General features: G+C 56.4%; 11 protein-coding genes. 7 read left to right on the forward strand and 4 right to left on the reverse strand.

The genetic code is table 11. The annotated features are described in order from the left end of the window. Positions 1-3: 3 nt before the first annotated feature. The 5 genes from FD715_RS17805 to FD715_RS17825 are packed head-to-tail and all read left to right on the forward strand — an operon-like array spanning position 4 to position 5,862. Positions 4-1,392 carry a hypothetical protein gene (locus FD715_RS17805; protein WP_147113015.1) on the forward strand — a complete coding sequence of 463 codons (1,389 nt, stop codon included), beginning with the start codon at positions 4-6 and terminating at the stop codon, positions 1,390-1,392. Beyond that, entirely contained in the window at positions 1,353-2,804 is a 1,452-nt protein-coding gene (locus FD715_RS17810; protein ID WP_147113018.1) for a hypothetical protein, read from the forward strand. The genes FD715_RS17805 and FD715_RS17810 overlap by 40 nt, the downstream gene beginning before the upstream one ends. Next, complete coding sequence (locus FD715_RS17815) at positions 2,801-3,895, forward strand: nucleotidyltransferase domain-containing protein (RefSeq protein WP_147113021.1); 1,095 nt, start codon at positions 2,801-2,803, stop codon at positions 3,893-3,895. Before FD715_RS17810 ends, FD715_RS17815 begins: the two co-directional genes overlap by 4 nt. 10 nt (positions 3,896-3,905) lie before the next feature. Next, positions 3,906-4,988: a hypothetical protein gene (locus tag FD715_RS17820; protein WP_147113023.1), complete on the forward strand. Its 1,083-nt coding sequence runs from the start codon at positions 3,906-3,908 to the stop codon at positions 4,986-4,988. Further along, positions 4,975-5,862: a GNAT family N-acetyltransferase gene (locus tag FD715_RS17825; protein WP_189799541.1), complete on the forward strand. Its 888-nt coding sequence runs from the start codon at positions 4,975-4,977 to the stop codon at positions 5,860-5,862. Before FD715_RS17820 ends, FD715_RS17825 begins: the two co-directional genes overlap by 14 nt. Here the strand turns inward: FD715_RS17825 and FD715_RS17830 are convergent. The 4 genes from FD715_RS17830 to FD715_RS17845 all read right to left on the reverse strand — a co-directional run bounded on the left by FD715_RS17830 (position 5,859) and on the right by FD715_RS17845 (position 12,038). Continuing rightward, positions 5,859-6,755 (reverse strand): phosphotransferase, encoded by an 897-nt coding sequence (locus FD715_RS17830; RefSeq protein ID WP_147113029.1) that lies wholly within the window; start codon positions 6,753-6,755, stop codon positions 5,859-5,861. The two genes, FD715_RS17825 and FD715_RS17830, sit on opposite strands and share 4 nt — an antisense overlap. A 6-nt stretch (positions 6,756-6,761) precedes the next feature. After that, positions 6,762-7,319: an aspartyl/asparaginyl beta-hydroxylase domain-containing protein gene (locus FD715_RS17835; RefSeq protein WP_147113032.1), complete on the reverse strand. Its 558-nt coding sequence runs from the start codon at positions 7,317-7,319 to the stop codon at positions 6,762-6,764. 25 nt (positions 7,320-7,344) lie between these two features. Beyond that, entirely contained in the window at positions 7,345-9,879 is a 2,535-nt protein-coding gene (leuS, locus tag FD715_RS17840; protein WP_147113037.1) for a leucine--tRNA ligase, read from the reverse strand. A gap of 302 nt (positions 9,880-10,181) precedes the next feature. Beyond that, the gene (locus FD715_RS17845; RefSeq protein ID WP_147113041.1) at positions 10,182-12,038 is read right to left on the reverse strand and encodes a sigma 54-interacting transcriptional regulator; all 1,857 of its coding nucleotides are present in this window, start codon (positions 12,036-12,038) and stop codon (positions 10,182-10,184) included. Between the two features lie 283 nt (positions 12,039-12,321). Here FD715_RS17845 and FD715_RS17850 point away from each other — a divergent pair, with 283 nt between their 5' ends. Beyond that, positions 12,322-13,749, forward strand: a complete 1,428-nt coding sequence (locus tag FD715_RS17850; protein WP_147113044.1) for an ABC transporter substrate-binding protein — start codon at positions 12,322-12,324, stop codon at positions 13,747-13,749. Between the two features lie 63 nt (positions 13,750-13,812). Next, a complete protein-coding gene (locus FD715_RS17855; RefSeq protein ID WP_223274964.1) occupies positions 13,813-14,814 on the forward strand; it encodes an ABC transporter permease in 1,002 nt (333 codons plus the stop codon). The last annotated feature ends 9 nt before the right edge of the window (positions 14,815-14,823 follow it).

The raw sequence follows: 14,823 nt of genomic DNA on the forward strand, positions 1-14,823 counted from the left end.
TCCATGGTTCGCCAATTAAAGGTGCAAGAGACAGAATTGGCTGTCAATAAGGCTGTTAATAATGCTGTCAGTGTGGCGGGCGTTGATCGGTCGAAAGCCGCTGATGCGTTTCAACAGGTAAGCGATGTTTTATTTGGTCACGAACAGTCGATGGCCAAAAGGATTAGCCTCGTCCCGAGCGAAAATACGCTGTCGGCCGCCGCGCGTCTCGCTTACCTTTCCGATGGATATAGCCGGTATTACTTCAATGCTGAGGAAGTGGGCGGCCAATGGGGCTTTGAGGCGGGCGAAGCCTTGGGGAGCGTGCAAGATAGCATTCTGATACCTGCGCTCAAACGCGTGGGTGGCGCCAACTACGTCAATGTGGCAGCAGTCTCCGGTCTCACTTGCATGACGGCTGTATTCGCAGCTTTCGGTGGTGCACCGGGCGCGACCGTATTTTCGGTTCCGTTGCGCGCAGGCGGGCACCCTGACACCCGCTATGTCGGTCACAAGTTTAGCTATCGGATGGAGCGATTGCCGGTGTTGGACTACGCTACGGTCGATCACGAGAGGTTAGCTGATATGGTCAGCACGCTGCAACCTTCCATGATCTATGCCGACCAATCGACTGCGTTATTTGCGCTTGATATCGCTGCGCTGGTTCGCACGGTTCGGGCGTCTCAGAAGGTACCCTGTCATATCCATGTGGACAGCAGCCACCTCAACGGGCTGATTTGGGGGGGCGTTCTGCCAAACCCGCTTGACGAGGGGGCGGATAGCTACGGTGGTTCGACGCACAAGACATTTGCGGGGCCGCACAAGGCTGTTGTCCTGATGCGAGAGAAGCAGGTGGCCAAACGACTTCTCGATGCGACAATGAACATCATCAGCCACCCGCACACGGCTTCAACCCTGGCGCTGACCTTGGCGCTGATCGAGTTCGAACATTGCGGCGGGCCGCAGTATGCACAGCAGGTCTGTTCAAATGCCAAGACGCTGGCGCGCGCTTTGCACCGGGCCGGGTTGCCCGTTCAGGGCGATGATCGTGACTATACGGAGACACATCAGGTTTGGGTCGGCGCAATTGACAGCTATACCCACTTCGAGGCGTCCGCGCTCCTGTTCAAAGCGGGCATCGTGCTCAACCCCTATGCCTTGGTGCCCAGTTTGCGGGCGCCGGGTCTGAGGATGGGTGTCAATGAAGCCACCAAACTTGGCCTTGTTGAGAGCGATATGGAAGAGCTTGCAAGCATTGTGGCGGATGTTTTGCTACGCGATATGGATCCCGATAACGCAGCGAGGCAAGTCGCCGGGCTGAAGGCGCGCCGGTCAGAGCGCTGCGTTTTGCCGCCCGCGATGGTGCACGAAGCTTGGCGCAGGATGCTTGCATTACAGGGAATAGAGGCGTGACGCAGCGTGCTCTTATCAACCGCACGATCCAGCGGATCGAGAGCGCTTTCGAACATATGGCATTCGACTTCTTTTCTGGCGTGCAGAACTTCGGAAATGGAGACGTATGGGGTGGCTACGGTGACATTACAACCAACCTGCACCAGACCTTTGCGTTCAAAGCACGCCACCCGGACGCACGAGTCCGTTTGATCGTCGTCGACTATGCGCGTGACAGGATGCAAGAATTGCGCAAGGCGCATGGCCAGGTTTCAAATACTGCTGATATCGTTTCGGCATTGGTGCCGGGCCTGGATCCTGACAAAAAAGACATAGACCAAATGGTCCATGGAGTTGCGTTTCAATTCCCGTCGCAGTCTCTGTTGCCCGCACCTAAGTCCGTCGGACGCAAGCTAGCTGACTTGCGTGCACGGAATTTTGGCCTTGTCTTCTCAGACAACCAAGGGCGGCTGGCCAAGACCGTTGCGCTGGGTGGCGGTCTGAGTTTTGTGATCGACGAACCTGGACGCGATAGAGAGCTGACGAGAAGGCACAAGACCGACACAGTGTCCGGTCAGCACTGCTTGAATGCGGGTGCCTTCAACCTGGGACTTTACGTGCGCCCGGATGTGTGTACCCGGCCAAGCGGTATTGATGATGCGCTGGCGCGTGACGTGCGTGGGCAATCAGGCGGGCGATCAATTTGCTTTGTCTATCCTGGCCGAGAAAGCCAGTTGGATGTCTACTTTGATGTGGCCCAGCAGGTGGCAAAGCGGATGGGCCGTGACGTTGCAATTCTGACAATCGGTCGGGGTGCGGTTGAGCGTGCGGAACGGTGGCCTCAGGCGGTTCACGTCGCTCTACCGAAGGTGCCGCTACGCAGCATACAAACCCTTGTTTGGTTGAGCGATCTGCCACCGATTGTCACGGGTTGCATGACCCTCTGCAACGCTCTTGATACCGCACAGCGAGGCCGCGGATATGTTTATTCTCGACCAAGCTGGAAGCAGTATGCCGCGCGCGACATGTGCGACTATTTTGCTGGCTTCTGGCCAGATGTTACGAACCCGTCAGAACACAGGCAGGATATGAAGCGTCTGCGGCTTTGTAACTTTGCTGCGCAGAGTGATCTCAGAGAGCAAGACGCTATTCCAGAACTCGCCGATGCCATGTGTGACAGTGCATACCAGCAACGGTTTGCCCAAGCGGTGACGCGGTCGGCATGTGATCTTTCCCTAATCAAGAATGTCGAGGTGCTGATGAAATGGTTGGAACTGGCACCTCTATTGGAACTTGGTGACCGTTGGACTGGTGCGCGTGAAGAAGAGCTCTTTGCGATGGTGCGCCAGGCCGCAGATTTCCCCGAATTTGCAGATAACGTGCTGTCGCATGTTGGAATAAGTGCGCCGTCAGCCACAGAGCCAAGTCTATGACGACCGTAGGCACGCAGACCTGCACAGATGGTTCGGCGTCCAGTTTTCCGGCCGAAGAGCCATATGCGCAATTTGGTCAGGCAATCGTCACGGCGGCGAAGGAGCGCTACGGCGAGGCTCTGCGGGCTATTGCATTGACTGGTTCACACGCCTGGGGCTTCGCGACGGATCGTTCTGATGTCGATCTGATCGCGCTGCTTGATGGTGCTGCGGTGCCCGCGGATCGGATCGGACGCTATGACGTCATCGTTTCGCAGGGGCGCCACGCCGAAATCCTTATCGTTGATCAGGATTACACCGCCAAGCTGTCTGCGACGCTGAACGCCACGCGCAGGCTGGACGGTTCTTTCGATCAACTCGAATTGGTAGAGAAAATGCGCACTGCCATCGTTCTATATGGGCAGCAGTCATGGCACGCTTGTACAAGCCAGTTTGACTATGCCCGACTTGCACGGCTGCACTATGCCTATCATATGGCGTCGGCCGCCAGTTTTTTCGATGACTGCGTCGGCGCGTTTGATGCCCACCCTCTGACAGCGATCAGCGCGGCACGGCTTTGCCTCTATCATCAGATGGAGGCGCTGCTTTGTCAGCGTGGCGATACCAACGGGCGTCGCAAGTGGATTTTCCGGCGACTTGAAGGTCACGACGTGCGGTCTGAGCTGGCCGAAGGATTTCTACGCTATCAGTTCCGCATGGAAGCCGTCACCGAAGACGAGATGAGGGCTTGGGCCGGGGGCATGCTCCGCTTTTCCCAGGCCCTTGGTCGCGAGGTGCTCGCGGAAGGAAGCTGTTGGCCTCCGGTGCAGCATGGACCCGATGAGGGTCAGCCGTTCATCACGCCAGACGCAGTTTTCCTCAGCCATCTCGGCAAGGTGATTCTGGTGAAAACTGCCGATCGCTCCTTTCAGCTCGACTTGCCGAGCATGGCATTGCTGGCTCTATGTCATGAGCCCCGGTCAGAGGCGGCCCTTCTCGCCCAGGTTTCTGCTTTGCATCCTGACACTGATATTGTCTCGCGGCTGTTTCATCTGCGCGCGATAGGTCTGCTGCGAGAAGCCGAAACAGTCAAAGCACATCGCGAGCCATAGGAGAGAGGTTTTGCAGCAGCCCTCCACTGCACCCACTGGCAGTATCACCCATCCAAAGGGATCAGATGGTGCAAAGGCCTGTGTTGACCGGGCGCGTTTTGCCGCCATCGGGCGGCAGCTTTTGGTCAACGACTTCGGAATTTCTGCCGACCGAGTTAGGAACGTGACGTTCGCCCTGTTCTTTCCAGAGGCCGCCGTATCCCGCAAGTTTGGCACGGCGCTTGAATACTTGGCATCACATGGCTTTCATCCAATCTATGGCGGGTCCATCGACATCTGTTTCGATACGGTTGCAACCATCCGCAGCCATGATGAACAGGCGCCAAAAGAACTCCCGCCGCTGCTGGTGCGGGTCATGCGCATGATCTTTGAACAGGGCGTGTCGCCGATGGTGATCATGCTCGAAAAACCAGGATGCAAAGACGCCTGTGCCTCAAGCCTGCTCAGCCGGAGCAAGGGGTCCGTGTTCAAGGGAGACCGCCGTCAAGATCATCTGCGCACCGTTCTGGGTAGCAAATGCGCAGCGTTCAAATTCCTTCATGCTCCCGATCATTCCGATGCGCTCATGTGGGAATTGGGTATCCTTCACTTGGCTCATCCTGACCTGCACAATCTGATGCGGCGCTATGACAGTCGAGATGACGCGCTGCACCATATCGCCGAGACACTCACGACCCAGCCATTCAACCCTCTGACTCTGTCCCAGTCCGTCACCCGCACACGTGATGTCTTAAAACAAACGGAGCCAGGGACGCACGCGCTTGGCCAAGAACTGGACCGGCTGATTGCGGTCGGGCAGGGCGATTGGAGTGAGCTCATTGTCGGCCTCGAAGCTCTTGGTGGAAGTGTTCAGGTCGACCCTTGGGATGTAATCACGCTCGCCGCGCATTTTACGCAAGTCGATTGGAGTCGCGATTTATCTGAGCTGAAACATCAATACCGGGCAATGGCTGCACACGATCAGACCCAAGCACTTCGCCTGATCTATGACACGCTGCGCGACCGGGGGTTCCGGGGCGACTGGCCTCTTTTTTTAAACAGCTGTGCGGCGCTCGATGCACAAGAACAGAGCGGTGCGTGTGATCAAACCTGATGTGACGGCTTTGACGCGCTCTCAGTTGGACCGGCTGCGCTGTTTCCTGGTGTCTCACGATGTTATTGCAGCGCTTCCATTCCTAAAACATCTGGATCGGATCGCATCGTCATCTGCGTCACCAGTCGACTGGTTTGTGTTGAACTCACCCTCTGACCTTAAAGGTGTCATGGCGCGTCTACACCATGGGCATGTCGCCATACATACACTAGCGCCTGCCGCCGCTGAACAAATAATGGAGCAAGCGAGTTGGGCCACGTTCACCTCGCCAGCTAAGGGGCTGATCGGGGCTGCACCAGTTATCGACGCCTGCCTTGCAACATCCATGCTGCGCGACCAGTCCATAGCACGACATGAACGCGAGCAGGCGTTTGCAATATCGCTCCAAGCGCATTGCGAGCGCGCTGGTTCCGGCGCGTTGTTGCGTGAAGCGTGCCTGGGAGATGTCCGTGGGCTTTGTTCCAACACACTCACGACATGGCTGAGCGATTTTGCGCATGAGACCGGTCATACCGGGCCGGATCCGGCTTTAAACGCAAATGTCGGGGAAATGGCAAAGGTACTTGTCGCTAGCAAGGATACTTTTGTTTTGTGGCACCGCGAACAGCCCGTCTCCATGTGCCGCTTTTGCGATTTCCGCCACGGTTTGGCACATGTCGGAGGCGTCTGGACACCGCCAGAGCATCGCGGTCGCGGGCATGCTACAACCCTTCTTAGGCAGGCTTTGCAGGTGGCGTATCAACGCGGCGCAAGGCAGGCGTGCTTGCGTACCGGTTCTGCAGAAGCAGCGCGTCTATACCAAAGAATCGGCTTTGAGCGGGTCGACGACTTTTGCGTGGTGACCTGGCGCCATCCCTATGCACCGATAAACTAGACGTTCTGTGTATCCGCCACGTCCAGCACGCGGCGCAAACCGTTCCACGTACAAGGAGGCGCATCGTCGTCAGCATTGAATGCCGCAAAGACTGCCCGCTGACCCAGAACAATCGGAAAGCATGTCGCAAGAAGCGCGCGATCTAAGCGTGCGCAAGTTTCGTTGTCGTGGGTCATTGCGGCCTGCGCCAAAACGGCTTTCGGCTCCAGCGGTGTGGCGCTGCGCAAGAGATGATCTGCGCATAGCCCAGCTAAGTCCCACTCTCGCGGAGCCCGGATCGCATTGGTGAAGTCAATGAGCCACGGCGTGTCGTCACTGGAGCGCCAAACGATATTGGAACTGCCATAGTCGTTGTGACACAGGTGATGCGTGTCATAGGGCCGCCATGGTTGTCCTTTCGCAAAGAGTTTGGTCAAACGTTTTAGCAAATCCTGTGGTACTGAGCCTAAACGCTCCAGGCACATTTTTGCATCTTGCCACAGCCAGTCATCTGATCGTGGCGTGCGAAAGTCAGCCGAGGCGATATGGATAGTGGCCATCAGTTTGACCACGCGCGGAAAGACCTCCGTTCCGTCAAGGGTTGGGCGGACCGGTCCCTCAATCCAGTCGTAAACCGTTGCGAGTGTTCCGTCCTGCTGCTTGATGAAACGCGAGCCGTCGCGGGTTGTCCGGTACCGCGGCACAGGAAGCTTCGACGTGTAAAGATGCGACACAAAGGCCAACTCGGTTGATAGCTCACCAATGTCCGCGTCCGCCGGGTAGATCTTGATTGCGCTATCCACTACGGAGCCAACGGCCCGGATCACTTGGCAGCGTGTTGGCGACTGCTGCTCATGTAAATCCACGCGTCCAAGGTTAAAAACCCGCAGGACTTCATCAAAGTCTTCGCGCATCTCCCGCTATGCGGCTTGCGCCATCGCGGCATCTAGATGCTGCCTGACCCAGTCATTGACCACGCAGTCTATCACCAAATGAACACGCGCAGCGTCACCATCGTTTCTGAGGCTGTGAGGGCGGAGCGTATCGACGTACCAAACCTCGCCTGGGCTTAACCTCAGACGCTCACCATCAACGATGAATTCCACTTTGTCGTTGGTAATGATGGGAACGTGCAAGCGTATCTGGTCGGGTGTGTTTTCCGCCGCTTCATCCGTGTGCTCACCGATGGCGGCGCCAGGATGTAGAACCAATAGGCGCACTCTAAAGAGATCACATTGGAAGCTATCCATGACCTCTTTGAAGTACAGGGTGTCCGAAACAACAGGCGTGTCCTGATAACTCACGCCACTGAACTCCATGGTTGTCGGATCGCCATCGTGAGAACGCAGTGCAATCCCGGACCAGTTCTTTCCTTTGCGTTCGATGACCGGCTGCCAAAGCGTATCTGAGACCCGGTTGAGGCTGTCCAACAGTTGGGTTTCAGAGAAATTCAGATTGAAACGTGCGGCGGCTGGCATGTCGTAGAAAAATCCTCAAATCATGTCATCCTTTGACGACAAAGTTGACGAGTTTATCTCTGATAGGAATTTCCCGTAAAACGGTAACTTGGTCAAGCAAGGCCGCCACCTTCTCGTCAGATTTGACGACGTTCAGCAGATCTTCGCCAGCAAGGTTTGGTGCGGCCATAACCCGGGCGCGAATTTTCCCGTTAATTTGAATGGGATACTCCTTCAGCTCCGCATCAGCGGCATCCAGCGCATCCTCGGCGACGCTGGGCCAGGGCGCATAAGCGATGCTTGTCTCGTGTCCCAGTGCGCCCCAAAGCTCTTCGGCCATGTGTGGCGCAAAGGGGGCTAGAACCAGGATGAACTGTTCGATCACGAACCGTGGACGCCGGGACATTGGTGTCAGGGTGTTGGTCATTTCCATCAGACGCGCAACGCAGGTGTTAAAGCGCAGTTCTTCAATGTCCGACGTGACCGCCGCGATCATTTTCTGAAGCTGACCGTTAAGAGCCGCATCGGGTGCCTCGTCTGTCAGGCGTGCCATGTCGACATTGTCGTCATCGTCATGGACAAGACGCCAGACACGATTGAGAAAGCGCCTCACACCCGCGATGCTGGCCGTGTCCCATGGCTTGGTCGCTTCGAGTGGCCCCATGAACATGGCATAGAGCCGAACGCTGTCAGCTCCGAATTCGCGCACGACGTCGTCTGGATTGACGACGTTGAACCGCGACTTGGACATCTTTTCGATCTTCTGAACCAGTTCCTTGCCGTCGGCATAGAACTTGCCGCTGCTTTCTTCCACTTTTTCGGGCTCATAAAAGCGTCCTTGCGCGTCGCGATAGGAATGCGCCAGGATCATTCCTTGGTTGAACAGCTTCTGGAATGGCTCGGCTGTGGAAACCAGCCCGAGATCATACAGCACCTTGTGCCAGAACCGTGCGTAAAGCAGGTGCAGCACCGCGTGCTCGGCCCCACCCACATAGAGATCAACTGGCATCCAATAGCGTTCTTTTTCTGTGTCTACGAATGCTAGATCGTTGTTTGGATCGATAAACCGCAGATAGTACCAGCATGATCCGGCCCATTGTGGCATGGTATTCAGATCCCTGCGGCCGGGCTTCCCGGTTGTCGGGTCAGTTGTCTGAACCCAATCGGTGGCCCTCGCAAGTGGCGGTGCGCCGTCGGGGCCTGGTCCGTATTCCTCCAGCTTGGGCGGCAGCAGAGGCAGGTCCTGATCTGGAACCGTGGAATAAGAGCCATCCTCACCGTGTATGATCGGGATCGGCTCGCCCCAGTATCTCTGGCGCGAAAAGAGCCAATCGCGCAGGCGGTAGGTGACCTTTGCCTGCCCTGCTTTTTCGGTTTCAAGCCATTCGATGACCTGCGCCTTGGCTGCATCGACGTCCAGGCCGTCGAGAAAACTGGAATTCACGAGTGTGCCATCGCCTGTCCAGGCCTCTGCCTGAACGTCGTGGCCTTCTTCTGGCGTGACGACCTCGATAATGGGCAGCTCGAACTTGCGGGCGAACTCGTGGTCGCGCGTATCGTGGGCCGGGACGGCCATGACAGCGCCGGTGCCGTAGTCCATCGTGACATAGTCCGCGACCCAGATAGGGGTCTTTGCCCCGTTCACGGGGTTGATGGCGTACGCGCCTGTGAATGCCCCGGTCTTGTCGCGGTTCAACTCACTTCGTTCGAAGGACGATAGCTTGGCCGTCTCGCTTACATAGGTCTGAACCGCTTCGCGCTGTTCGGGCCGAGTGATCGCATCAACAAGCGGATGTTCCGGCGCGAGAACGCAATATGTGGCGCCAAAGAGCGTATCGGGGCGAGTGGTGAACACCTTCACCTGCGCATCGCTGCCCTCGATTGCAAAGCTGATCTCGGCCCCGTGAGACTGTCCGATCCAGTTCCGCTGCATCGCCTTGATGCCGTCGGGCCAGTCGAGATCATCCAGATCATCCAGCAGCTTTTCGGCGTAGGCGGTTATCTTGAGCATCCACTGACGCATCAGGCGGCGCTCGACCGGATCGCCGGTTTCGATGTATTTGCCGTCCTTAACCTCTTCGTTGGAAAGAACGGTGCTTTGCGCCGGGCACCAGTTCACAGCGACCTCGGCTTGGTAGGCAAGATTGTTTTCAACCAGTTTGAGGAAGATCCACTGGGTCCATCTCACGAAGTCCGGAGATGTAGTTGCCAGTTCGCGTGACCAGTCATATGAAAAGCCAAGCCGCTGGATCTGCGCGCGGAAGGTGTCAGTGTTTTCCTTTGTTGTGATTGCTGGGTGAATCCCGGTCCGCATCGCATAGCGCTCAGCTGGCAGCCCAAAGCTGTCCCACCCCATGGGATGCAGCACGTTGAACCCTTTCATCCGCTTGTAGCGGCTTACGATATCCGTAGCTGTGTACCCTAGTGGGTGCCCCACATGGAGACCAGCACCCGAAGGATAGGGAAACATATCCAGCACATAGTATTTCTGCTTGGTCTGATCGACCTCGGCACGAAATATGTCGTTTCTGGCCCAGAAGTCCTGCCATTTGGGTTCGATCTGTTCCGGTGCGTAGGGCATCCGTTGGTCTCCGGGTTGTTCTGTCTGAAGCCCAATACTGCCTGCTTGGTGCGAGTTCAACTGCGGCCCTGCACAGGCAGCACAGACCTTTGAGGGCACTGTTGAATTATCAAACCGAGACCAGAAAGTGTGAGAGATCTTGCTGCTACGCATCCGTTTTGTGAAGTTGTGTCGCGAAAGCGGTATCGTTGCGAAGCCGCTGTCCGCTGTCCGCTGACCGGTTCAGATGCGGCAGGCGTAGCACGCATAACAGCCCTTCGCCGCAAATGCGAAATCAGGCGACGGTCAGATCCACAAGATGCCTAAAGCCATTCGTTCTTCTTGATGGCGAAGGCTTTAATTCGCGAATAGACCGTTGTGGGGCGCATCTCCAACAATGCGGCTGCGCCCTGCGAACCCGACACCTTTCCGTTCGTGGCTTTCAAGGCCGAAACGAGATTGGCGCGTACCGAGAACTGAAGTTCCGCTTCGGTTCTAATCTGATCTACGTTCAAGGCAGGATCTGCGGTCACGCCCAAGGGCTCGACGTGTAGCTTTCTGCCTTTCGAAATGATCACGGCGCGCTCAATAACGTTCCGCATTTCCCTGACATTCCCTGGCCAAGCGTAGCTTTGTAGCTGCTGCATTGTGCGTTCAGTAATCGCGAGCAAAGGTCTATTGAGCTTCTTACATGCCAGTTTGAGCAAGTGGGTTGCGAGCAATGGCACATCGTCCGGGCGTTTTCTGAGAGGTGTGCAGGCAATTGGAAACACGTTGAGGTGCATGTACAGCGCTTCCCGCAGTTTCGTCTCAGCGGACGCGCGGCCTTGCGAGACAGTTGTCGCTGCGATCACGCGGATGTCCAGGGCCCTCTCGCGTGTATCCCCGAGCCGGGTAACCGATTTGCTTTGCAGTGCATGTAGTAGTTTGCCCTGAATGTCGGGTGGTAACTCCTCGACCTCGTCCAGAAACAAGGTACCGCCATGTGCAAGCTCAAGCTTACCGGGTTTGTCCTGTCTTGCCGCATGAGGTCCGCCGCGCACCTGGCCAAACAGCTCGGCTTCCACAGCTTCTGGAATGACCGAACTGCAATTGAAATGGATCAAAGGCCGCTTGCGTCGCGAACTGCCTTGGTGGATCTCGCTCGCGATCAGAGATTTGCCGGTTCCGGGTTCACCCGAGATCAAAACGGTCGCCTCCGTTTCAGCGACCAAGTCAATGCGCGCCAAGATTTGTTCTGTGGCTGCCGAGGCACCTATGATCGCGTGATGCGCGCGTTCCGAGTTGATCTCTGCCTGCAGATACTCGTTTTCCTGCTCTAACCGATCTCGCAGATCAGCGACCTCCTGCATCGCATTCTTGAGCTTGATCTCGCTTTCTTTGCGTTCCGTGATGTCGCGGAAAATGACAACTGCTCCGGCCAGGATTTGGTGGTCGTAAATGGGGGTGGAGATGTATTCGACGCGCAGCGGTTTTCCGTCTTTGCGCCAGAACACTTCATCTTCGATACGATTGACCTGCTCATAGCGAAAGGACTTGTAGATCGGGCAGTCATAGTGGGGGTAAAACTCACCTGACAAGTGATGGTGATGGATGATCGAATGGATGTCCTTGCCAATCAGATCTTCACTGGTCCAACCCAACATTTCTTGCGCGGCACGGTTGACGAAGGTGGTTTTCCCTTCCGCGTTTAGGCCATATATGCCCTCTCCAGCGGCGTTCAGTATCAGCTGGTTGCGTCGCTCCAGTTCAGAAAAGAAGGCGTCAGCGCGGCGCCATTCGTCAATGCCAGCGCTTTGCAGTTCCGCAATTTCTGTCTGACGCGCGCGCCGGTCCATAGCATCCAGATCAATGATCATCAGGAGGATATGACCGGGGGCGTCCTCCAATTTGTGGCCGCGCAATTCGCACCGCAGCGCCGCTCCGCTGCTGCGGCGAAACGTGATTTGGCGCGTCCACGCCTCTCTTCGTGTGTCAACTTCATCGACGAACACCAGGAATTTCGCAATCTGGGTGTCCACAACTGTGCGAAACAAGGGCAAGCAATCACGCTCAAAGCCCAAGGTCTCGCAAGCGTGGTCATTGGCCTCTTGGATTGTGTCGGTGCGCGTGCACAGAACGAGTGCTGCTTCGGGCAAAGCTGCGACGCGGGAATCGGGTGGAGCGATCGTCTTTGACATCCCGGGTAGGTTAATCAGCGATTATCGATACGGGTAACGATATTTCGTAAATTATGAAATATCGTAATCTGTATTTACACGAATTCGCGGCTTATACACTGTAAACATTATATGTTTTCAAAGCGCACGAATTTTGGGCGGGTGCTTTTTTCTGCCCGCAAACCCTTTCATCGTTGACGCAGTTTGGTGGTTCGGTCCTGGTACTTTCGTGTCGGATCAATACCACAGCTTAGCTTTGGCACTCTCCCGTCAAAGCCGATTGCAACAAATACGAGGGTGATTGATGACGCACTTCAAAGATCCGTTTAACCCGAACATCGACGTTTGGAATGAATGCGGCGAGGCCTCTGGTGAGCCTGCAAATCCGTATGTCGGCCTACCTGCTGAAGATGCAGAGATCCTGCGCAAACGCGCCAAACAAGCGCTGAACCCTGAGGTCGGCATGACGCGAGCCTTGGAGAGTTCGGTCATGCAAGGGTTGTTCAAAACCGACCTGTCCCGTCGCGCCTTTTTGCGCAGCGCTGGTGTGACTGGCGCTCTGGCCGCGGTGGCCACCGTTTTCCCGCTGTCGTCACTGCAACTGATGGCGGAGGAAGCGATCAAGAACCTCGAAAAGACCAAGCTGACGCTGGGTTTTGTCCCCATCACATGCGCAACGCCTATCATCGGCGGGCATGCCCTTGGCTTTTATGAACGATACGGCCTTGACGTGGACATTGTGAAAACAGCCGGTTGGGCTGTATCGCGCGACAAATGTCTAAACGGCGAATATGATGGCTCGCACCTTCTGTTCCCGATGCCGATGGCGATGTCGTTGGGCATAGGCTCAACCGCGCAGCCTTGGAAGGTGGTGTCCAACGTGAACACCAACGGCCAGGCCATCGTGCTGGCCAACAAGCACATCGACAACCAGGATCCGAAAAACTGGAAGGGCTTCAAGTTTGCGGTGCCGTTTGAATACTCGATGCACAATCTGCTGTTGCGGAACTACGTGGCAGACGCAGGTCTTGACCCCGACCGCGACATTCAAATTCGCGTGGTGCCGCCGCCAGAAATGGTTGCCAACCTGCGCTCAGAGAATGTGGACGGATATCTTGCGCCGGATCCGTTCTGCCAGCGCGCGGTCTATGACCAGGTTGGCTTTATCCACAAGCTGACATTGGATCTGTGGAAGCAACACCCGTGCTGTGTGTTTGGCTTGTCTGAGAAGTTTATCACAGAAAACCCCAACACCACGATGGCGCTCACAACCTCGATCTTGGAGGCCACCGCCGCGGCGGAAACTGCGGACGGCAGGGTGGCATTTGCAGAATCCATGGCTCCGGCAAACTACCTCAACCAGCCCGTGGAAATTCTCAAGCAGATCCTCACTGGCGTGTTCCCAGATGGTCAGGGTAACATCAAGGCGGTGCCTGATCGGATTTCTTTCATGCCATTGCCGACGCAAACCATGGGCACATGGGTTCTGTCGCAACTGCGGCGCTGGAATTACATCGACAGCGATACGAACTACGCGACGCTGGCCGAGGACTTGGTTCTGACAACCACCACGCGCGAGACGATGCGCCAAATGATGAATGCAGACGTCAACCTGACGTTCTCGGACGCGGAGCAAGATGTTTTTGCCCCGGTGGAAATCCAAGGCCAAACATTCGCGCCAGAGGCTGCACAAGAGTTCATCGATGGCCAGCCCTTCAGCCGCACGATCTAAGACACAATACGGAACGGGGCGGCCTGCCGCCCCGTTTTTGGCACCCCTTTCCAGAGGCTTGGTATGATCCGAAATTTCGACGCCCGCAGCGCATTGCTGTCCGTACTCATCTTGATTTCGGGCCTTGCGATCTGGCATTTCGCGACGCACGTCCCTGAAACCGGGCCGGTCGGGGTTGTCTTGTCTGCAGAGCAAACGGACACCCTGCTTGGAAACAACATGGCCGCGGAGGATATCGAGTTCTACGCTAGCCAGGGCGTTGCGTTTCCTCAGCTTGAGCAGATTGCTGCGCTCAATCTTTCTCGGGAAACGATCGAAATGGCTGGAGGCATTCGCGCGCTTGGCATCAGCGTGCCAGATGCAAACTCTGCGCCTGCGCCAGGCTCGCTCTTTCCATCTCCGGCTAAGATTGGCGTCGAACTTTGGGCAACGATCACCGACCCATTCTATGTCGCGGGTACCAACGATATGGGGTTCGGTATCCAGATCGGGTACTCGCTGCTGCGCGTCATCATTGGATACACCCTGGCCGCAGCGGTAGCGATCCCGTTGGGCTTTTTGATCGGCATGTCGCCATTGGCCTATAAGGCGCTGGACCCGTATATTCAGGTTCTCAAGCCCATCTCACCACTCGCCTGGATGCCCATCGCTCTGTTCACGATCGGGGACAGCGAACTATCGTCAATCTTTGTGATCTTCATCTGTTCACTTTGGCCAATGCTCAGCAATACAGCGTTCGGCGTCGCCAGCGTTCGCTCTGATTGGGTCAACGTGGCCCGCACGCATGAATTGGGGACGCTCCGCACCGCGCTCACCGTGATCTTGCCCGCTGCGGCGCCCACGATTGTCACCGGCATGCGGATTTCCATAGGGATTGCATGGCTGGTCATCGTTGCTGCGGAGATGCTCGTTGGGGGCACGGGCATCGGCTACGTGGTCTGGAATGAATGGAATGGTTTGCGGCTCGACCGAATGATCGTTGCCATCCTGTTGATCGGCGTGATGGGCATGCTGCTTGACGCTGCCTTTGCCCGCCTGCAGCGCGCCGTGTCTTACGTAGAATAAGGAGAAGCG

The sequence above is a fragment of the Tateyamaria sp. syn59 genome, assembly GCF_007995245.1.
In the GTDB taxonomy this organism is placed as follows: Bacteria; Pseudomonadota; Alphaproteobacteria; order Rhodobacterales; family Rhodobacteraceae; genus Tateyamaria.